At 70.2% G+C, this 18832-nt stretch carries 19 protein-coding genes; 7 read left to right on the top strand and 12 right to left on the bottom strand.

Translation table 11 applies throughout. The features are described 5' to 3' along the window. The first annotated feature begins 418 nt into the window (after positions 1-418). Positions 419-1408 carry a malate dehydrogenase gene (locus ACWCRB_RS28720; protein ID WP_450998804.1) on the top strand — a complete coding sequence of 330 codons (990 nt, stop codon included), beginning with the start codon at positions 419-421 and terminating at the stop codon, positions 1406-1408. A gap of 85 nt (positions 1409-1493) precedes the next feature. Here ACWCRB_RS28720 and ACWCRB_RS28715 read toward each other — a convergent pair whose 3' ends face one another. Further along, a complete protein-coding gene (locus tag ACWCRB_RS28715) occupies positions 1494-2384 on the bottom strand; it encodes a GNAT family N-acetyltransferase (RefSeq protein ID WP_450998803.1) in 891 nt (296 codons plus the stop codon). 115 nt (positions 2385-2499) lie between these two features. Between ACWCRB_RS28715 and ACWCRB_RS28710 the strand changes: the two genes are divergently transcribed. After that, positions 2500-3702 (top strand): DUF5954 family protein, encoded by a 1203-nt coding sequence (locus tag ACWCRB_RS28710; RefSeq protein ID WP_450998802.1) that lies wholly within the window; start codon positions 2500-2502, stop codon positions 3700-3702. A gap of 25 nt (positions 3703-3727) precedes the next feature. Here the strand turns inward: ACWCRB_RS28710 and ACWCRB_RS28705 are convergent, their stop codons facing one another. Together ACWCRB_RS28705 and ACWCRB_RS28700 are read right to left on the bottom strand one after the other, a co-directional pair. Beyond that, the gene (locus tag ACWCRB_RS28705; RefSeq protein ID WP_450998801.1) at positions 3728-4462 is read right to left on the bottom strand and encodes an isocitrate lyase/PEP mutase family protein; all 735 of its coding nucleotides are present in this window, start codon (positions 4460-4462) and stop codon (positions 3728-3730) included. Between the two features lie 2 nt (positions 4463-4464). Further along, complete coding sequence (locus tag ACWCRB_RS28700) at positions 4465-4956, bottom strand: carboxymuconolactone decarboxylase family protein (RefSeq protein WP_450998800.1); 492 nt, start codon at positions 4954-4956, stop codon at positions 4465-4467. A 47-nt stretch (positions 4957-5003) separates the two neighbouring features. Here ACWCRB_RS28700 and pdxR point away from each other — a divergent pair, with 47 nt between their 5' ends. Then, positions 5004-6458, top strand: a complete 1455-nt coding sequence (gene pdxR / locus ACWCRB_RS28695) for a MocR-like pyridoxine biosynthesis transcription factor PdxR (protein WP_450998799.1) — start codon at positions 5004-5006, stop codon at positions 6456-6458. On the opposite strand, the gene ACWCRB_RS28690 is transcribed toward pdxR, so the two are convergent. The 3 genes from ACWCRB_RS28690 to ACWCRB_RS28680 are packed head-to-tail and all read right to left on the bottom strand — an operon-like array spanning position 6455 to position 8057. Further along, complete coding sequence (locus ACWCRB_RS28690; RefSeq protein ID WP_450998798.1) at positions 6455-7021, bottom strand: hypothetical protein; 567 nt, start codon at positions 7019-7021, stop codon at positions 6455-6457. The two genes, pdxR and ACWCRB_RS28690, sit on opposite strands and share 4 nt — an antisense overlap. Before the next feature lie 20 nt (positions 7022-7041). Beyond that, positions 7042-7239, bottom strand: coding sequence for a DUF397 domain-containing protein (locus tag ACWCRB_RS28685; protein WP_450998797.1), 198 nt, complete (start codon positions 7237-7239; stop codon positions 7042-7044). Further along, entirely contained in the window at positions 7236-8057 is an 822-nt protein-coding gene (locus ACWCRB_RS28680; protein WP_450998796.1) for a helix-turn-helix domain-containing protein, read from the bottom strand. Before ACWCRB_RS28680 ends, ACWCRB_RS28685 begins: the two co-directional genes overlap by 4 nt. A 149-nt stretch (positions 8058-8206) precedes the next feature. Here ACWCRB_RS28680 and ACWCRB_RS28675 point away from each other — a divergent pair, with 149 nt between their 5' ends. Genes ACWCRB_RS28675 through ACWCRB_RS28665 form a run of 3 tightly spaced genes read left to right on the top strand, consistent with a single transcriptional unit; the run spans position 8207 to position 9440 of the window. Then, entirely contained in the window at positions 8207-8623 is a 417-nt protein-coding gene (locus ACWCRB_RS28675; RefSeq protein WP_450998795.1) for a hypothetical protein, read from the top strand. Then, the gene (locus ACWCRB_RS28670) at positions 8620-8949 is read left to right on the top strand and encodes a DUF7848 domain-containing protein (protein WP_450998794.1); all 330 of its coding nucleotides are present in this window, start codon (positions 8620-8622) and stop codon (positions 8947-8949) included. The genes ACWCRB_RS28675 and ACWCRB_RS28670 overlap by 4 nt, the downstream gene beginning before the upstream one ends. Next, positions 8946-9440: a carboxymuconolactone decarboxylase family protein gene (locus tag ACWCRB_RS28665; protein ID WP_235475379.1), complete on the top strand. Its 495-nt coding sequence runs from the start codon at positions 8946-8948 to the stop codon at positions 9438-9440. Before ACWCRB_RS28670 ends, ACWCRB_RS28665 begins: the two co-directional genes overlap by 4 nt. 89 nt (positions 9441-9529) lie before the next feature. Here ACWCRB_RS28665 and ACWCRB_RS28660 read toward each other — a convergent pair whose 3' ends face one another. The 6 genes from ACWCRB_RS28660 to ACWCRB_RS28635 all read right to left on the bottom strand — a co-directional run bounded on the left by ACWCRB_RS28660 (position 9530) and on the right by ACWCRB_RS28635 (position 17689). Further along, positions 9530-10360: an aminotransferase class IV gene (locus tag ACWCRB_RS28660; RefSeq protein WP_450998793.1), complete on the bottom strand. Its 831-nt coding sequence runs from the start codon at positions 10358-10360 to the stop codon at positions 9530-9532. A 32-nt stretch (positions 10361-10392) separates the two neighbouring features. Next, positions 10393-11619 (bottom strand): FAD-dependent monooxygenase, encoded by a 1227-nt coding sequence (locus ACWCRB_RS28655; RefSeq protein ID WP_450998792.1) that lies wholly within the window; start codon positions 11617-11619, stop codon positions 10393-10395. After that, positions 11616-13196, bottom strand: a complete 1581-nt coding sequence (locus ACWCRB_RS28650) for a class I adenylate-forming enzyme family protein (RefSeq protein ID WP_450998791.1) — start codon at positions 13194-13196, stop codon at positions 11616-11618. Before ACWCRB_RS28650 ends, ACWCRB_RS28655 begins: the two co-directional genes overlap by 4 nt. 80 nt (positions 13197-13276) lie before the next feature. Further along, positions 13277-14854 (bottom strand): benzoate-CoA ligase family protein, encoded by a 1578-nt coding sequence (locus ACWCRB_RS28645; protein ID WP_450998790.1) that lies wholly within the window; start codon positions 14852-14854, stop codon positions 13277-13279. Beyond that, entirely contained in the window at positions 14851-17058 is a 2208-nt protein-coding gene (gene pabB, locus ACWCRB_RS28640; RefSeq protein ID WP_450998789.1) for an aminodeoxychorismate synthase component I, read from the bottom strand. The genes ACWCRB_RS28645 and pabB overlap by 4 nt, the downstream gene beginning before the upstream one ends. A 34-nt stretch (positions 17059-17092) precedes the next feature. Next, entirely contained in the window at positions 17093-17689 is a 597-nt protein-coding gene (locus tag ACWCRB_RS28635) for an antibiotic biosynthesis monooxygenase (RefSeq protein WP_450998788.1), read from the bottom strand. Positions 17690-17925: 236 nt separating this feature from the next. Here ACWCRB_RS28635 and ACWCRB_RS28630 point away from each other — a divergent pair, with 236 nt between their 5' ends. Continuing rightward, positions 17926-18705: a DUF3050 domain-containing protein gene (locus ACWCRB_RS28630; RefSeq protein ID WP_450998787.1), complete on the top strand. Its 780-nt coding sequence runs from the start codon at positions 17926-17928 to the stop codon at positions 18703-18705. The last annotated feature ends 127 nt before the right edge of the window (positions 18706-18832 follow it).

The following is an 18832-nucleotide window of genomic DNA, read 5'->3' as shown; positions in this document are numbered from 1 at the left end:
GCAGGGAAACGCGAAGAGCCCCACGCGGCAGGGAAAGTCGCGCGCGGCGGGTGCGGGCCCGCGCCGCAGGTGTGGGCGTCATGCCCCTCGTGTGCCGGAGTCCGTTCCGCTGGATTCCGTGCAATCGGTGTGTGAGGGGAATGCCCGGCCCGGTTCTGGGCAGGCGGTGAAGTACCCCCACGGGATCCGGCGTGATCGGTCCCCGGGCGGCGGTCGCCCGTCAACACCTCTCCCGGACGGGTGGCCGCCGCTTTCCCGGCCCGTGCGTGCGACTCTGTGGGACGGGCCACATGGGACCCGGACGTCCGGGATCCCGGATGCGCGATAGCCTGACGGCGGATCTCTCTTGATGCCAAGAGATCGATCATCCGAACCGGGGCAGCGACGCCCCACCGCCAGCTGTCATACGGAGAACGCCATGACCCGCACTCCCGTGAACGTCACCGTCACCGGCGCGGCCGGCCAGATCGGTTACGCCCTGCTCTTCCGCATCGCCTCCGGCCAGCTGCTCGGCGCGGACGTGCCGGTCAGGCTCCGCCTCCTGGAGATCACCCCGGCGCTCAAGGCCGCCGAGGGTACGGCCATGGAGCTGGACGACTGCGCCTTCCCGCTGCTCCAGGGCATCGACATCACGGACGACCCGAACGTGGCCTTCGACGGCGCCAACGTCGGCCTGCTGGTCGGCGCCCGCCCGCGTACCAAGGGCATGGAGCGCGGTGACCTCCTGGAGGCCAACGGCGGCATCTTCAAGCCGCAGGGCAAGGCCATCAACGACAACGCCGCGGACGACATCAAGGTCCTCGTCGTCGGCAACCCGGCCAACACCAACGCGCTCATCGCGCAGGCCGCCGCCCCGGACGTACCGGCCGAGCGCTTCACCGCGATGACCCGCCTGGACCACAACCGCGCGCTCACCCAGCTCGCGAAGAAGACGGGCTCGACGGTCGCCGACATCAAGCGCCTGACGATCTGGGGCAACCACTCCGCCACCCAGTACCCCGACATCTTCCACGCCACGATCGCCGGCAAGAACGCCGCCGAGGTCGTCAGCGACGAGAAGTGGCTCGCCGAGGACTTCATCCCGACCGTCGCCAAGCGTGGTGCCGCGATCATCGAGGCCCGTGGCGCGTCCTCGGCCGCCTCCGCCGCCAACGCCGCCATCGACCACATCCACACCTGGGTCAACGGCACGGCCGACGGCGACTGGGCCTCCATGGGCATCCCGTCCGACGGCTCGTACGGTGTCCCGGAGGGCATCATCTCCTCCTTCCCGGTCACCACGAAGGACGGCGTGTACGAGATCGTCCAGGGCCTGGACATCAACGAGTTCTCCCGCGCCCGTATCGACGCGTCGGTGCAGGAGCTGGCGGAGGAGCGCGAGGCGGTCCGCGCCCTCGGCCTCATCTAGTCCCCGGTTCAACCGCTCTGCTTTCGGGCCCCGTTCAGGCTTCTGCCGGACGGGGCCCGCGTGCGTCCCGGTACGGGCGTACGGGTCAGGACAGCCGCTTCTCGAACCAGTGCCCTGCGTAAGGGTTGTCGTCGTAGCGCGGGATCTCCGTGTAGCCGCACGCCAGGTACATCGCCTGCGCCTCCTTGAGGACCGCGTGCGTGTCCAGTCGTACGACCGTCAAGTCCCGTACGGCGGCCTGCTGTTCGAGGCCGTCGAGGATGCGCCGGGCGAGGCCCAGCCGGCGGGACCCGGGGTCCACCCAGACATGGCGGATCTCGCCGACCCCCGGTTCGAGCCGCCGCAGCGCCCCGCAGCCCACGGCACGCCCCTCCTCGTACGCCACCAGGAAGGCGCCCGCGTCGTCCGACACCTCGTGCGGCTGTACGAGGGTTGCCGGATCGAAGCCCTCGGGGAACCGTTCGTCGATGTCGGAGGCGTACGCGGCGAGGCAGGCGCGGGCGTCGGGGCTCGCGCCGTCGACGGTCTCGACGGTGATCGCCGCGAGGCGCAGCAGCCGTCGGGCGGTGTCGAGGGCGGCGGTCAGTTCGCCGCGCCGGGTGTCGTCGAGGCCGGCGAGGAGGCCCGCCGCCAGGGCGTCGGCCCGGCGGTTCTGCTCCGTCAGCTCGGCCTCTCCGGCCGGTGTCAGCTCCACGACCCGTGACCGGCTGTCCCCGGGATGCACCCGCAGCCGGACCAGGCCCTGTCTGTCCAGTGCGCGGACCAGTCGGCTCAGATACCCCGCGTCCAGGGTGAGCCGGGTGCGCAGCTCGCGCAGCGAGGCGCCCTCACCGGCCTCGGAGATCTCGAACAGCAGCCGTGCCTCGCCGAGCGGCCGGTCCTGGCCGAGGTAGTGGTCGTCGAGGGCGCCGATGCGGCGGGTGAAGTACCGGTTGAACTGCCGGAGGGTGTTCACATCGTTCACAGCGTCATCCATGATTTCTTTGACTTTAGTCAAAGAACCGGTGAGATTCCACAGGGTTCCACGCCGGAGCCCCGCGAATTCGGTGAAACCCGGTGTCGGGCAACTCCCTTGTGTGCACGCTCAGTGCATGGGCGACTACAGGGACGATGTTCCGGCGTATCTGACGATCAGGGTCACCGCGCAGGAGGGTCCGATCGCGGCCTTCGCGGAGCAGGAGGCGGGGGAGGCCGCGATGCGGTACCCCGACCTGATGGGGGTGGGCATCCCCGAGTTCTTCCATGCCAAGGAGCGCGAGGCGGGCGGCTGGGAGCTGTTCGGCTACGGCAGCGACACCCCGCAGGGCTCCCGGGACTCGCTCGGCTCGGTGTTCCGGCTGCGGGCCACCGAGGCCGAGAAGGCGGGTGACGAGGGGGCCCGGCGCAAGTGGATGGCGGCGGCGTTGCGCATGGACCGGGAGGTCGTGAACGACCTGCGGGTGCGCGGCGAGAGATTCCGGATCGTGCGCGCCTCACGCTTCGTCCGGATGGGGCCGAACGGGCCCGAGCCGCCCCGCCCGTCCGACCCCGACCCGGCGGAGGTCGGCGAGGCGTACAAGGTGGGGCCGCGGACGAAGGGTTTCGTGGTCGACCCCGTCACCGGTACCGGGCTGTCCGACGGCATCCTCAAGCTGGACCTGATCCAGTTCGTGGGCATCGCCCCGGGTGCGCCGCAGGAGGTGCGGGACGAGGCGCGGTGGGCGCTGCACACCCACCCGGGCGGTGTGCTGCTGCCCGCCGTCTACATGATCTCCGAGCGGGTGGACGGGAGTTGGCGGGCGCACAACCCCGGCGCCTCCGACTCGACGCCCCAGGGCGCGCGGGACTCCCTGGCGTACTGGTTGCGCGTGATGGCGCCCTTCACGCTCCGGCTGAACGAGAAGAAGGCTGCGGAATACGCCCTGATGGCCGACCGAGTCGACGAGAAGCGCTTGAACGTCGCGACCGTCGACGGCATCCGCTACCGCGTCACCCGCGTCGAACGCCTGATCAGGGTCGGCCCCGACGGCCCCGAGGGCCCGCGCCCCTCCGACTTCGACCCGGAACCGCCGGTCGAGGTCCAGACGCGCGAGCTGAAGGCGAAGGGCCTGTGGAAGGAGGAGGACGACGAGCCGGCCCCACTCAGCGAACGCACCCTGGAACTGAAACGCCGCTGGGAGGCGGAGGAGGCCCGCCGAACGGCGGTGCGGGAGGAGAGGAGGAAGGCGAGGGAGGCGGCGAAGGGGCAGGGTCAGGAGGACGGGCAGGGGCGGGGGCAGGGCGAGGGTGTGGGAGAAGGGCCTACGCCTGTCTGAGCCCGGCCCCGCTCCCGGTACCGCTTCAGCCCCCGGTCCCCGCCCCGCTTCCGCCCGCGATGAACCCCGCCGCTCTCCCCCGCAGCGCCTCCGCCGTCCAGTGCAGAAAGCCCGGGCCGAAGGTGATTCGGGTGGCGCCCAGGGCGCCCAGTTCGGCCGGGGAGGGGCCGTCGAGTGTGGCGAAGACGTTGAGCGGACCGCTGATGGCGGACCGCAGCAGCGGAAGTGTGGCGAGTGGTGCCTCGATGGGGTAGACACAGTCCGCGCCGGCCGCCACGTACAACGCGGCCCGCTCGATGGCCTGTTCGGGGGTCTGGTCGCCGTATACGAACGAGTCGATGCGGGCGTTGACGAAGAGCCGGTCGCCTGCCGCGTCCCGTACCTCGGCGAGGCGGTCGGCGTGGGCGTGCGGGTCGGCCAGGACGCCCGCGTGGGAGTCCTCCAGGTTGCAGCCGACGGCGCCCGCGGTCAGCAGCCGGTCCACCAACTCCCTTGGCGCCAGGCCGTATCCGTCCTCCACGTCCGCCGACACGGGTACGTCCACGGCCCGCGCGACGCGTGCGATCGCCGCGAACATCTCGTCGGCGGGCGTGGCCCCGTCCTCGTACCCGAGCGAGGCCGCGATCCCGGCACTGGGCGTCGCGAGCGCGGGGAACCCGGCGGCGGCGAACTCCCGTGCGCTGACCGCGTCCCAGGGGCCGGGCAGGATCAACGGGTCGTCGGGCAGGCGGTGTTGGTGCAGGGCTCGGAAGACGTCCACGCTCACTTGGCGCCGCCGGTCGCGTACTGGCCCGGCTTGTAGTGGCCGGGGACCATACGGGTCGTCACCGCGAAGCGGTTCCAGGCGTTGATGACCGTGATCCCGGCGATCAGGTGGGCCAGTTCGGCCTCCTCGAAGTGGCGGGCGGCGTGTTCGTAGACCGCGTCCGGGACGAAGCCGTCGGTCAGGACGGTCACCGCCTCGGTCAGCCGGAGTGCCGCCAGCTCCTTCTCCGTGTAGAAGTGCGCCGACTCCTCCCACGCGCTGAGCTGGACGATCCGCTCCACGCTCTCGCCCGCCGCGAGCGCGTCCTTGGTGTGCATGTCCAGGCAGTAGGCGCAGTGGTTGATCTGCGAGGCCCGTAGCTTGACCAGCTCCCAGAGAACCGGGTCGAGGCCCTGTCTGGCCGCCGAGTCCAGCCGGATCATGGCCTTGAAGACGTCGGGGGCGAGTTCGGCCCAGGGGAGACGGGGGGTCTTCTCATCGGTGGTCATGCCATCGACTCTAGGAGGCAAGTAGCCCAAGGGTATGGTCCATTTTCATGGCAAAATCCTGGGCCGCTTTGGGGGTGGACCTCCACCTCCACCTCCGCCTCGACCCGACCGGCATCGGTACCGGCACCGGCACCGGCGTGCGCCGGGGGCTCACGGACGCGATCCGGGAAGCCGTGCGCGGCGGCAGGCTGACGCCCGGTACCCGCCTGCCCTCCTCCCGCTCCCTCGCCGCCGATCTCGGCATCGCCCGCAACACGGTCGCCGACGCTTACGCCGACCTGGTCGCCGAGGGCTGGCTCACCGCCCGCCAGGGCTCGGGCACCAGCGTGGCGGAACGCCCGGTGCCCCGCCCGTCCGCAGGGCCCACCCGGCATCCGCGTTCACCGTTCCCGCCGGTGCACGACCTGATCCCCGGCAGCCCCGACCTCTCCTTCTTCCCCCGCGCCGCCTGGCTCAAGGCATCCCGCCGCGCCCTCACCAACGCCCCGAACGACGCCCTCGGCTACTCCGACCCGCGCGGACGCGTGGAACTCCGTACCGCCCTCGCCGGCTATCTGGCACGCGCCCGAGGCGTCCACACCGACCCCGACAGGATCGTCATCTGCTCCGGCTTCGTGCACGGGCTGATGCTGCTGGGCGGGGTCCTGCACGCCCGCGGGCTCACCTCACTGGCCTTGGAGTCGTACGGACTGGACGCCCACTGGCGGCTGTTGGAGCGCGCGGGGCTACGGACGGTACCGCTCGGCCTCGACGAACTGGGCACCCGTACCGAAGAGTTGACGGGAGGGGAAGCAGACCTGGCGGGCGTACGAACCGTGTTGCTGACCCCTGCCCACCAGTTCCCCATCGGCAAGTCGCTGCATCCCGACCGGCGGGCCGCCGTCGTGGACTGGGCGCGGCGCGGGGACGGGCTGATCCTGGAGGACGACTACGACGGGGAGTTCCGTTACGACCGGCAGGCGGTGGGCGCGCTCCAGGGGCTGGACCCCGACCGGGTGGTGTACCTCGGTACGGCGAGCAAGTCGCTGGCGCCCGGCCTGCGGCTGGGCTGGCTGGTGCTGCCGCCGTCCCTCGTCGGCGAGGTCGTCGCGGCGAAGGGCAGGATCGACTGGTCCTGCGGTGTCTTCGACCAGTTGACGCTCGCGGAGTTCATCGACTCGGGTGCGTACGACCGTCAGGTGCGCGCCGCCCGGCTGCGTTACCGGCGTCGACGGGACGCGCTGGTCGCGGCCCTGGCCGCCAGGGCACCCCAGGTCCAGGCGACCGGCATCGCGGCCGGTCTGCACGCGGTCCTCCAACTCCCGCCGGGCACCGAGGAGTCGGTGGTACGGGAGGCGGTCCGGCGGCGACTGGCGGTGCACGGTCTCGACCTCTACCGCCACCCCGACTCGACCGCCGAACGGACCGACGCGCTGGTGGTGGGGTACGGGACACCGCCGGACCATGGGTGGGCGGGGGCGCTGGAGGAACTGTGTGCGACGGTCGCCCCGGCCGGTTCCTAGACCGGTTCCTGGACCTTTGCCCTCCGCCACGCGACTTCCTCGGCACGCAGCGGGCCGTGGACGCTGTACACGTCACCGACCCGCAGATTGTCCGGTGTGTAGTGCTCGCCGTAGGTGCCGATGACGGTGAGGGCCACACGGGAGTCGGGCTGCCAGAACGTGCGGTAATACGGACCCGTCCCCGGGATCTCCGGGATCTCCACCAGGGGCACGCCGCGCCGCGTCAGCAGACGTTGCAGCTTCTCGAACCGGAGCCTGGGGGTGAACCGCCCGTACCTGGCACGCAGTACGTCGTGGACGTCGGTGCGGTTCCGGTGCGCGAGTCGGTGCAGTTGCAGGGTGAAGTGGTGGCCCGACCAGGGATCGTCGGCGGAGGCGCGGTCCCAGAAGAACTCGACGAAGCCGTAGCCGAGGCACATGCTGTGATCGCTGAAGGTGTCCTCGGCGAAGTCCGGCCCCAGGGCATTGGCGACCTGCTCGGGAGAATCCGCGGGGCCGCCCACGCCGAGCACGGTGCCGGTGGTGACGACGTCCACGTAGAACGCCAGGGAATGCGGGGTCACTGGCGGGTCCCCTCCAGTGCCTACTTCGCCTTGGCCTCGACGAGGAACGATGCCCAGGCGGCCGAGGCGAAGAGGATCGCGGGCCCGTGGGGCGCCTTGGAGTCACGGACGGGGACGAAGCTCGCGATACCGTCCCCGACTTCGAGGCAGTCGCCGCCGTTGGAGCTGCTGTAGCTGCTCTTGCGCCACGCAACGGGCAGTTCGCTCGCGCTGATCATGTGCCTAGCTCCTTCAGATGCCTGCCGATCAACTCGGCCGACGCGTCGGGTGATAGGGCCATCGCCCTGAGCAGATCATAAGTGTGGGCCGCCACGGCGACCTCCCCCCGGTCTGCGGTTGTCCGTCCCTGAAAGAAGCCGTCCACGTGGAGTACGTCCTCGCCCTCGTCGAATCCGAGCAGCATGAACGCGCCTTCCAGCCCGGGATGCGTGACAACCGTGCGGGGGATGATCTGGATCACCGTGCGGGGATGCTGGCCCGCCTCCAGCAGGCGTTCGAGCTGGGTGCGCATCACGGCCTCGCCGCCGACGTGCCGCATGAGCACGTACTCGTCGACGATGAACCAGGTCCGGGGGCGATCCTCGCGTTCGAAGATCGACTGCCGGGTCATCCGGGCGGCCACTAGATCTTCGAGGTTGTCCGGCCGGGCATCGGCCAGGATGGTGCGCGCGTACTGCTCGGTCTGCAACAGCCCGGGGAGAATCTGCCCCTGGAACGACCGGATGGACACGGCACTCCGTTCCAGTTCGACGAGCGGCAGGAACCATGACGGATACGCGTAACACATGACGAGCGGGTACAGCCGTTGGAAGTGCCCGTCTGCCTTCAACGCGATGTCCAGATCGCGCGCGAGGTCCTCCGACGGGACCCTCTTCGCCGCTTCCACCTTCGAAATCATGGACTGGGTGGTGTGCGCCAGCTTCGCGAGCCTCTCTTGCGACAGACCCTGCTTGGTGCGGATGCGGGCCAACTCCGTCCCGAAGAAGGCCAGCAGGGACTTGGTGGGATCAGGTGCGGGGCCGGTCTCGACGGTCATGCGCAAACCTCCTCAGTCATGACCGAGAGGCGGTCATGGCGACCTCCCATGACCCCGGTCAGGTCATGGCGTTCTGCCTGGTGAAGCTACCCAACGGAGCGCAACGCTGTCTCCACAACCGGTAGTTGCCCACTCCAAAGGAGAAGCGCGTGGAGACGGACAAGTGTGCGGGTACGGCCCCGGAGGTCGGATCGGTCCTGTACGACGGTGAGTCGGGGAAGGTCGGGGAGTACCGGGCGAAGGCCGGCCCCTATCTGCTGCTCCGCCCGCTCGGGGGCGGCCGGGAGTGGGAGGCCGCCCCGGCGGACGTACGCCCGGCGACCCCGGCCGAACAACTGAGCGCCAAGGTGCGGGCGGCGAACGACCAGGCCGCCCGCAACCGGGCGGAACCCGCGAACGTCCTGGACCACGAGATGCGGCGCCCGCCGACGCCGGTCCCCGGCTGTACGGAGTGCGCCGAACTCACCGCTCGACGCGCCGCCGCCCACGCCGGTTTCGACTGGAGTGGGGAGACGGACGCGAACGTACTGCTCCGCTCCCACCAGCGACGGGACCACGACGCATGACCCGCCGGATCTTCCGCTACGTGCCGTACACGATCGTCCAGGACCAGACCGCCGAACCGGAGTACGCGGCGCGATGCGTGTCCGGCGACGAGAGAGACTGCGGCGCCGAGTCCGGCGTACGGCATGACCCGGCGGACGTGGAGGAGTGGCAGCGCAAGCACATGCAGGACACCCGGCACAGCCGCTATCGGCGTACGTTCGCGGACTACGCGGTCATGGAGCCCCCGGGCGGAGGCGAGGACGGTTCCGACTCCTTTTCTGGTTCCCTCGCTTTTTCGATCCCCGAGCACTCTTCGTCGTCTTCGGCGGATACAGTAATCCCATGACCACCACAGAGCCGATATCCCGAGTCGCCCTCAAGAAAATCACCCCCGATGTCTCCGCGTCGATGGGCGCCCTGCACGGCGCCGCCGTTTCCGCAGCGCAGGATGCCAAGGTCGAACCCGAACTCCTGGAGCTGATCAGGATTCGCGCGTCCCAGATCAACGGCTGTGCGTTCTGCCTCGACATGCACACCAAGGACGCCCGCGCCCAGGAGGAGACCGAGCAGCGGATCTACGCCCTGAGCGCCTGGCGGGAGACCCCCTTCTTCACCGAACGGGAGCGCGCCGCACTGGCGTTGACCGAGGCAGTGACCCTGGTGCACGACGGTCACGTGCCCGACGACGTGTACGCCGAGGCCGCCGCCGTCTTCGACGAGGCACAGGTCGCCGCGCTGATCTGGGCGGCCACCGTCATCAATGCGTACAACCGGATCGCCATCGCGACGCGGATGGTTCCGGGGGCTTATCAGTCGGCAGCGAAGAAGAGCAGCTGAACGAAGAGCAGCTGAATTTGGGCGTGAAAAGGTGGGGCGGGGCAAATTCGGCGCCCTGCCCCACCTTTCTTCGGTCTACGTTTCTTTGTTTATTGCAGCGGCTCCATCAGGTCCTCCAGCCATTGCCGCCATTCAGCTGCCCGTTCCGCTCGCCCCGCCCGCATAAGCGGTTCCGATTCGCCTGCCGTCCATGCCGTCACCGGGCGGATTCCGTGGAGCGCGTTCACCAGCCACACCTCTCGGCCGTCCAGGTCGGCGAGGACGCGTTCGCGGTGGGCGACGCGGATGCCGGTGCGCTGGGCGCGTTCCTGGATGAGGGAGAGGGTGACTCCCGCCAGGACGGGGAGCTGCGGGGAGGGGAAGCACAGGGTGTCGCCCTCCCACCACAGGACGCTGGAAGTGGCGCCCTCCAGGACCACGCCCGTGGGTGCGATCAGCACCGCCTCGTCCGCCCCCGCGCCGACCGCCCGCTGCCGGACCCGGGCCAGGATGTCCAGGTCGGGGCCCTTGCGGCGGGGGACGGTACGCGGATCGGACTGGGCCGTCGCCCAGACCCGTACACCCGTGCCGAGCGGCGGAGCGTGACGGAGGAGAAGTCTCAACTCCCTTGATTCAGCGCCCAGTTCGACCCGGGGGAACCACTCCCCGGTGCGTGGCAGTGCCGCGGCCATGTCCCGCCAGAAGTCCACCAGGTGGCGCAGTGAGGGGCCGCCCGAGTCACCGCAGGCCCCCAGGAAACGCTCCCGGTGGCGGGCCAGGCCCCGTACCCGGCCGTCGCGCAGCAGCCACGAGTCGGCGACCGCCAGCCGTTCGCCCACCGTCGGTACGGAGTCCGCGGAGCCAGGACCGGTCAGGCCACGGCGCGGCGACCAGGCCAACAGCCCCTCCGCGGCTACTGCTTGTGTTGCTGGGTGCGTCATCAAGTGCTCTTTCTTGATACCTCGTACCTCGGTCAGTACTTGCGGCCGGCCACCGCCGGTGCCCCGTTGCGCGGCCCGTACGGCGCGTGCTCCAGCCACGATCCGCACCACGGCAGGACCGGTGCGAGGGCCGCCGCAGCACGCTGCTTGGCCCGGACGATCCGGCGGTGGGGGCGGAGGTGGTCCAGCGCCGTACCGGCGGCCGCGCTGTTGAACAGGGCCGCCGCACGCCGTACTTCGGCGAACTCGGCGACCGCTCCCACCAGCCCCGTTCTGGTCACCGCCGCGATCGCCTCCGCCGCTGCCGCCGCGTCCGCGATCCCGCTGTTCATGCCGCGCGCCCCGAACGGCGGGAACAGATGCGCCGCCTCCCCGACGAGCAGCACCCGCCGGTGCGGATCGGTGAACGCGTCCGCGACCTTGCGCAGGAAGCGGTACGTCGACACCCACAGGATCTGCGACCCGTACCCGGGTGCCTCCAGGACTCTCGGCAGCCAGTCCCGTACGGCCTCCTCCGTGCCGTACGCCTCCTGCTGGTCGTCGTCGCGGCACTGGAGGTCGACCTGGAAGCCGCCGGTGAAGGGCACCCGCATCACGCTCCGGCCGCCCAAGCCCGGGTGTTCGTAGTGGAAGACGCGCTCCAGGGGCAGTTCGGCGCCGGGGATGTCGGCGACGTCCACGACCACATGGAAGCCCTCGGAGCGCGTCCCCTCCATCGCGATCCCCAACTCCGCCCGGACAGCGGACCGGGCGCCGTCGGCCGCGATCACATGGGTGCCGTGCCAGACGCCCCCGTCGGAGTCGGTGAGCGTCACTCCGGTCGGCGAGGACCGTACGCCCGTCACGCGCACGCCCCACGCGAACTCCACGCCCGCGTCCTGGCACGCGGCGCGCAGAAAGCGCTCGGTGTCGACCTGGCGCAGGCTGGTGAAGGGTGGGGTGGATGTCGGTGGGTTCGGTGTCTCGGGGAAGGTGCGGGAGTAGACCTCGCGGCCCCGGTACAGCGTGCGCCTGGTGTGCCACGTACGGCCGTACGCCGTGAACTCGGCGGCCAGGCCCGGGCGCATCGCGTCCAGCAGGCGCAGGGTCTCGCGGTGCACGAACAGGGCGCGGCTGCCCGGGCGTTCACGTTTCTCGGGGTCCGACTCCAGGACGACGACGGGCAGTCCATGGGCGCGCAGACCCAGGGCGGCGGAGAGGCCGACGGGACCCGCCCCCACCACAAGCACCTGCGCGGATACCTGTTCCGAGGGGGTCATGCGCGTGCGCTCTCGGCCAGCATGCGGCTGATCTCCACCCGCTTCACCTTCCAGGTCGCCGTCATCGGCAGCTCCTCGAACCGCCACTGCCGGGGCTCGGCCATCGTCGGCAGGTCGGCGGTCGCCTGGCGCCAGCGGTCCGGGTCCAGCGGCACCTCGTCCCGTACGCAGATCACGGGTACCGGCTCGCGGTCGGCGCCCGGCACGATGACGACCTCGCGCAGCTCCTCCAGCCGGTCCATCAGCGTGTCCTCGACCTCCAGGTTGCTGTGCACGGAGTCGATCTGGTCGATCTCGCGGTCGATGAGATAGAGCGCGCCGAGCCTGCTCCGGTATCCCATGTCGCCCATCTGCCACCACCCGCCGCCGTCCAGCTGGCGCTCGTACTGCTCACGCGCGCCGAGGTAGGTGAGGATGCGCCCGCGCGTACGGGCCTCGATCCGGCCCGGCTTTCCCGGTGCCGCCGGTTGCCCGTTGTCGTCCGTGACCCGGACCCGGGTGAACCCCGGTATCCCGATCCCGACTCGCCGCCCGTCCGCCTTCGCGGCACTGCGCCGGGTGAACCACTGGAAGGCCACCGGCCCGGTCTCGCTCTGCCCGTACAGCTGGATCAGCCAGGCGTTACGGCGCTTCGAGGCGCCCAGCAGCCGCTTCACGGTACGCGGGTGGATCGCGTCGAACGTCGACCCGTACGACCGTACGCGCGACAGGGGTTGGCCCGGTGCGTCCGCCAACTCCTCCCACAGGACGAAGGTGTTGGGGTGCGTCTCGACGATGCCGGGGCGATGGCGGGCGAGGAGCGGGCCCACGCTGGCCGGGGTCGGGTCGGTGATCAGGAGCAGCGGGCTGCCGAAGTGCAGGAGCACGCCGAGGAGATGGTAGAAGCGCGAGTGCACGAAGGACATGTGCAGCGCGGCCGTCTCCCCGCGTGTGGGCCAGCCCATCGCCTGCTGCGGTACGAGCCGGTTCCACATGGTGTTCGCGCAGTGCACGGCGAGTTTCGGGATGCCGGTGGTGCCCGAACTGTGGGTGATCAGGGCGGGTTCGCGGGGGTGGAGCCGGACGGGCGCGGCGGGTTCGGCACCGGCGTGCTTCTCCAGCGGTTCGGCGTCGGCCGCGGTGGCGCCGGCGTCGACGGTGAGGGTCCGGCGTACCAGCGGAGAGAGGTCCAACTCCTTGAGCGGGCCGGTGAGTTTGGTGCTGTCGGTGAGCAGCCAGGGGCGCTGCAGGCGCTCCAGCAACTGCCCGACGACCGGTCCGGCGAGGGCGGGGGAGAGGAGTACGGGGACCGCGCCGATCCGGGAGACGGCGCAGGTCAGCAGCACGATGTCGACGCTGTCCGTCTTGTGGACGACCACCTGCTCGGACGGCCGTACCCCGGCCGCCCACAGCCGGGCCGACAACTCCTCGACCAGATCGGCCAGTTGGCTGTAGCTGAGGTCGACCCCGAGGTCAGGGCTGACATCCAGCGGCCGGTCCAGGGTGACGAAGACGGCTCCGTGACGGTCGGCGGCCCGCCGGAAGATCGGGCCCAGATAGAAACCGCGGTCGGCGAGCAGGGGCTGCTGCTGTGGCATGCGCCCGTTCCCTTCTGAAGTCTGAAGTACGTGTCGTACGGCGGGACTTGCGGTGGTGGTGCCGGGGGTGGTGGTACGAGTCACCAGGCGCCCTGGCGGACCAGGTGGCGGCGGAGTTTCCCGGTCGAGGTGCGGGGCAGCGACGGGACGAAACTGACGCTGCGGGGGGCCTTGAAGGCGGCGAGCCGGGCCCGGGCCAGCTCGATGAGTTCGGTCTCCAGACCCGCCCGGGCCGGTCCGACGGGCACGACGAAGGCGCGCAGTCTGCTGAAGCCCCGCTCGTCGGTGAGAGCGGCGACGGCGACCTCCTTCACCGCCGGGTGGGTGCGCAGTACGGCCTCCACCTCCAGCGGGGAGACCGTGATGCCGCCGACCATCTCCATGTCGTCGGCGCGGCCCAAGTGCCGGTAGGTGCCGTCCGGTTCACGCACCGCCCGGTCCCGGGTGGCCAGCCAGCCGCCGACCAGTGAACGGGCCGTCTCCTCCGGCCGGTTGAGGTATCCGGACGTCACCGTGGGCCCACGGACCCAGAGTTCGCCCTCCGCGCTCCCCTCGGGTAACCGGCCCCCGGCGCGGTCGCGCAGCTCGACCTCGAATCCGGGGACGGGACGGCCGACCGTACCCGGGTGGTTGTGGTCGAAGCTGTTGGCGCAGAAGGCGTGTCCGGCCTCCGTCGAGCCGATCTGCTCCAGCACCGGAGCGCCGAGCAGCTCCTCGACCTGTTGCCCGAGCCCGTCCGGCAGTCCCTCCCCGGCCGACACGGCGGCCCGTACGGAGGCGAAGCAGGCCTGGTGGCCGCTGCCCCGGTCGGAGACGAGGGCCGCGTACGCGGACGGCACGGAGTAGATCAGCGTCACCCGGTGCCGGGCCACGAGTTCGTCGACGGCGGCCGGGGTCGGACGCCGGTCCACCAGGACGGCCGACGAGCCGGAGAAGAGCGGGAAGACGAAGGCGTTGCCGAAGCCGTAGGCGAAGAACATCTTCGAGACGGAGAGGGTGACGTCGTCCTCGGTGATGCGGAGCAGCCGACGCCCGATGAGGTCGTGGTAGGTCTTCGGGTCGCCGTGCGTGTGCACAACTCCCTTGGGGCGCCCGGTCGTTCCGGACGTGTACTGCACGTAGAGGGGTGTATGCGCGTCCACCGGGTGGGCGGTGGTGGTCGGTTCGGCGGTCGGAGCGAGGGCGGCGAGCTGATCGGCGCCGAGGAGCGGCCGTCCCGCGAAACGCCCCTCCTCGCCCTCGGCCTCCTCAAGGCCAGGCCCGGTCACGCACAGCACGGCTTCGGCGTCCTCGGTCATGAACGCGTGGTCGGCGGCCGGGAGTTCGGGATTGACCAGGACGGCCACGGCCCCCAGCCGGGCGATCGCGAGGAAGGCGGTCACCCAGGTGATGCCGTCGGGCAGGGCGAGGAGCACCCGGTCCCCGGCGCGCACGCCGTACCCCGCGAGCACCGTCGCCGTACGGGCCGCCAGCTCGTGCACCTCCCCGTGCGTCCAGGAGCGGTGCCCCTGGTGGCTCTGGTGGAAGGCGGCCCGGTCGCGCCAGCCGCGCCGCTCGGCGAGGGCGGCGAGATGGGCGGCGAGGTTGCCGGGGGCGCCGGCGTCGGCAGGGGCGGAGGCAGGGGGAGCGGCTGTCGTGGTCGCCTGGTCGAGCGTCATCGGGTGGCCTCCTCGGCGGCGGCCGACAGGGACGGGGACGACTGGTACTCCTGGCTGTCCTGGTACTGCTGCTGGTACTCGTCGTAGGCCCGCATCTGGGCGGCCGTCTTCAGCAGCATCTCGTCGTACTCCGCGACCGGGTCCGAACCGAGGACGATCGCGCCGCCGGCCCCCAACTGCATCTCCCCGTCGGCGAGTACGGCGGTCCGGATGACGATGCTGAGATCCGCGCCGCCGCTGCACCCCAGGTAGCCGAGGGCGCCGGAGTACACGCCACGGGCCTCGGTCTCCAGCGAGTCGATGATCTCCATCGTGCGGAGCTTGGGCGCGCCGGTCATGGAGCCGCCGGGGAAGCAGGCGCGGACGGCGTCCACCGCGTCGGTGCCCTCGCGCAGCCGTCCCTCGACGTAGGAGACGAGCTGGTGCACGGTGGCGTACGTCTCGGCGACCATGAGCCGGGAGACGCGGACCGTGCCGGTGCGGCAGACCTGGCCCAGGTCGTTGCGGAGCAGGTCGACGATCATCAGGTTCTCGGCGCGCGTCTTGTCGTCGGCGGCGAGCGAGTCCCGGAGGGCGTCGTCCTCCTCCGGTGCGTGGCCGCGCGGGGCGGTGCCCTTGATGGGTCTGGCCTCGGCCATGCCGTCCCGGGTGATGCGGAGGAACCGCTCGGGGGAGGAGCCGGCCACATCGAGGTCCCCGAAGCGCAGGAAGGCCGCGTACGGCGCCGGGTTGACGCGTCGCAGGACGCGGTAGTAGTCGTACGCGTCCGGCGGGGCGGGCATCCTGGCCGCGTCGGTGAGACAGACCTCGTAGCTCGTACCGGCCCTCAACTCCCGCTGACAGGCGTCGATGTCGGCGAGATAGGTGTCCCGGTCGCGCACCAGCCACGGCTCGGCCGCGGCCGGGTCCGGCTCGACGGCGGGCACCGACGGGAGCGGCTGTTCCGCGACGACGAAGGTGAGCTGGGCCAGCGCGGTGTCGAGCCAGTCGGCTGCCTCCAGCGTGGCCTGCGGGGTGTCCTCGGCGACACAGACCGCGTACGTGTACCCCTCCTGGTGGTCCACCGCGATCAGCCGGTCGGCGAACAGCCAGCAGGCGTCCGGGGTTTGGGCCTTGTGGACGTTGGGCGAGGCTCCGCAGTCGGCCTTCGTCTCGTACCCGAAGTAGCCGACGTATCCGCCGGTGAAGTCGAAGGGCAGGCCGGTCGCGTCGACCTGACGGCTGATCAACTTCCGCTTCAGATAGTCGAAGACGCTCGCCTTCACCTTGCGCGGGGGCCGTCCGGCCCGCTCGATCTCACAGACGCCGCTCGTGACGTCGTACCGCACGAACTCGGCGAGCGGTCCTGACCCGTCCCCGAAGAACGAGAACCGCGACCGCCCCTCCTCGACCTGCGAACTGTCCAGCCAGAACGCGCGCGGCGAGCCGGCGTACATCCGGCCGAAGGCGGCCTCCGTGTCCACGGCGGTGGCGATCCGGCGGGTGTGGAGACGGTGGGTGGGGCGCTGCGGCGAGGAGCGGCGCTGGGCGGGGATGCGGGGCATGCGCGCCGGGGAGGCGGACGGCTCGGGCATCGCCGCGGCCCGGCGGGTGACGGCGGTGTTCTTCGTACGGAGCTTGCGGGCGCGGTCCGCCGTGAGGTTGCGGAAGTTCATGAGCATGCGGCGGCCGTACTCGGTGAGGACGGACTCCGGGTGGAACTGCACTCCCCACAGGGGGCGCGTGCGGTGCCGCAGGCCCATCAGGACGCCGTCCTCGGACCAGGCGGTGGCCTGGAGGGTCTCGGGCAGCGGCTCGCGCACGGCGAGGGAGTGGTAGCGCACGGCGGTGAAGTTCTGCGGGAGCCCCTTGAAGAGGTCCTGCTCGTCGTGCCGGATCGTGGAGAGATGCCCGTGACGTGGCTCGGGGGCGGGCACGATCCGGCCCCGCTCACCGAGCGCGATCCCCTGGTGGCCCAGGCAGACGCCCAGTACGGGGATCGGGGACTCGGCGAGTACACGTGCGCTGATCCCGAAGTCGCGGGGTGCGGCGGGGTGGCCGGGCCCGGGGGAGACGACCACGTTGTCGAATTCGGCAAGAGTGTCGAATGCGCTGGTCGGTGCGTCGTTGCGGATCACCACCGGCTCCTCGCCGTTGACCTCCGCGATCAGCTGGAAAAGGTTGTACGTGTACGAGTCATAATTGTCGATGAGCAGGGTCTTCACCCGCCCACCTCCCTTGCATCGTTCATACCGTCGATCATGCGGTTCGCCGTTTGTGCCGTCCACGAAGTGCCTGGAGCGGTGGATACAGCCATTTCTTGAAGAAACGCTGGAGGCGCGGCATGAGGATATAGGTGACGATTGCCGTCACGGAAAGGCACAGCAGCAGAGTGCGAATCAGCGGATTGAGACCGCCGAGGTAGGGGAGAATGGTCAGATTGAATATGAGCACGGGTGGAAAAACCGCGCTCATATTCACGAACCAGAGCTTCCACTTATCCGGCGGGCGTGGCGGAGTGGGCGGCGGAGTGGTGGCCGGCGAGTCCGTCTGGGACTCGAACCACGTCTTGGATCCCTCGACGCTCCGGCGCCCGGTCTCTCGGGCAAGCGCCTGCGCCTTGGCCGTCCACTGGGCCCAGGCGACGGAGTTCTCCCAGGCCAGGCCCGAACTCTCACTGTCGAAGCGGTAGACCACATGCCAGTCCCCCTCTCCGTCGACAAGCACACCACCCCCCAGAAAACCCTGCTCACGCGCGGTCGCGCGGAGCATGGCCCACCCCCAGGAGTGGAACTCGGTCTCGCGGCCCGGGATCACTTGATACGCCACCGTGACGGTGACGGGATTCCTGGTCACCCCGTCCTATACGCAGCAGGATCCGGTCACGCTCAAATCTTCAACGAAGATTTTCGAAACCCTCGCCCGGATGTCCGGAAGGTGGTTATTTATCGTTCTTTGGGGTGGATTTCGGTGTTGTTTCGATCAATACCTGAGTGATACTCGGGGTAACTTTTCTGGAATTCAGGAAAGGGCTTGCCGGGAGGGTCGGTAAAGCTGCACGATCGCCATTCGACCAACGCGAGGGAGATTTCATGTCCAGGTACGACTGGGATATGACCCACGAGGGAATCGAGCGGGCCCGGTCCGTGATCGAACCGGCACGAAAAGAAGTGACCGCCCACCCGATTTACCAGCGGATAAACACCCGCGAACACATGGCGACGTTCATGGAACATCATGTGTTCGCGGTGTGGGACTTCATGTCCCTGCTCAAGTCGCTGCAGCGGGAGCTGACCTGCGTCGACGTCCCCTGGGTGCCGCGCGGGTCGGAGGTGAGCCGCCGCCTCATCAACGACATCGTGCTCGTCGAGGAGAGCGACGAGCTGAACGGCGGGTTCACCAGCCACTTCGAGCTGTACCGGGCCGGCATGGCCGAGGCGGACGCCGATGCGACGCGGATCGACACGTTCATCGGGCTGGTGGGGGAGGGGCACGACGTGACGTCGGCCCTGCGGGTGGCCCAAGTCCCGCTCCCGGCCGCCGAGTTCGTCCGCACCACCTTCGAGATCATCAACGACCGCCCGCTGCACTGTCGCGCGGCGGCGTTCGCCTTCTCCCGGGAGGACCTCATCCCGGACATGTTCGACCAGGTGATCAAGAAGGAGGGTACGGACCGCTTCCCTCTGTTCTGCGACTACCTGTCCCGGCACATCGAGGTCGACGGGGAGGAGCACACTCCGATGGCCATGCAGATGGTCGCGGACCTGTGCGGGACGAGTGACAAGCACTGGGCGGAGGCTGCGGAGACGGCGATGGATGCGTTGGAGGCGAGGGTGCGGTTGTGGGACGGGGTGGTGGGGGCGATGGGGTGAGTTGTCCGCCCCCGCCGCCCCTACCCGTCCCATCCTTCTGGGGGCTGCCGCCCCCAGACCCCCGCTCCGGCCCTGAACGGGCCTAGTCCTCAAACGCCGGACGGGCTGGGTAGTCAGCCCGTCGGGC

This window comes from Streptomyces sp. NPDC002156 (genome assembly GCF_053593675.1).
The sequence above is the reverse complement of the archived record's forward strand: the minus strand, read 5'-3'. Positions and strand labels throughout refer to the sequence as shown.

What these genes read in the sequence shown, in the direction of transcription:
- ACWCRB_RS28715 (WP_450998803.1), bottom strand. Translation starts at nt 2,384, where the DNA reads ATGGATGACGCTGTGAACGATGTGAACACCCTCCGGCAGTTCAACCGG.
- ACWCRB_RS28700 (WP_450998800.1), bottom strand. Translation starts at nt 4,956, where the DNA reads ATGACCACCGATGAGAAGACCCCCCGTCTCCCCTGGGCCGAACTCGCC.
- ACWCRB_RS28680 (WP_450998796.1), bottom strand. Translation starts at nt 8,057, where the DNA reads ATGACCGTCGAGACCGGCCCCGCACCTGATCCCACCAAGTCCCTGCTG.
- ACWCRB_RS28665 (WP_235475379.1), top strand. Translation starts at nt 8,946, where the DNA reads ATGACCACCACAGAGCCGATATCCCGAGTCGCCCTCAAGAAAATCACC.
- ACWCRB_RS28650 (WP_450998791.1), bottom strand. Translation starts at nt 13,196, where the DNA reads ATGCCACAGCAGCAGCCCCTGCTCGCCGACCGCGGTTTCTATCTGGGC.
- ACWCRB_RS28660 (WP_450998793.1), bottom strand. Translation starts at nt 10,360, where the DNA reads ATGACGCACCCAGCAACACAAGCAGTAGCCGCGGAGGGGCTGTTGGCC.
- ACWCRB_RS28720 (WP_450998804.1), top strand. Translation starts at nt 419, where the DNA reads ATGACCCGCACTCCCGTGAACGTCACCGTCACCGGCGCGGCCGGCCAG.
- ACWCRB_RS28710 (WP_450998802.1), top strand. Translation starts at nt 2,500, where the DNA reads ATGGGCGACTACAGGGACGATGTTCCGGCGTATCTGACGATCAGGGTC.
- ACWCRB_RS28630 (WP_450998787.1), top strand. Translation starts at nt 17,926, where the DNA reads ATGTCCAGGTACGACTGGGATATGACCCACGAGGGAATCGAGCGGGCC.
- pdxR (WP_450998799.1), top strand. Translation starts at nt 5,004, where the DNA reads ATGGCAAAATCCTGGGCCGCTTTGGGGGTGGACCTCCACCTCCACCTC.
- ACWCRB_RS28670 (WP_450998794.1), top strand. Translation starts at nt 8,620, where the DNA reads ATGACCCGCCGGATCTTCCGCTACGTGCCGTACACGATCGTCCAGGAC.
- ACWCRB_RS28645 (WP_450998790.1), bottom strand. Translation starts at nt 14,854, where the DNA reads ATGACGCTCGACCAGGCGACCACGACAGCCGCTCCCCCTGCCTCCGCC.
- ACWCRB_RS28685 (WP_450998797.1), bottom strand. Translation starts at nt 7,239, where the DNA reads ATGATCAGCGCGAGCGAACTGCCCGTTGCGTGGCGCAAGAGCAGCTAC.
- ACWCRB_RS28655 (WP_450998792.1), bottom strand. Translation starts at nt 11,619, where the DNA reads ATGACCCCCTCGGAACAGGTATCCGCGCAGGTGCTTGTGGTGGGGGCG.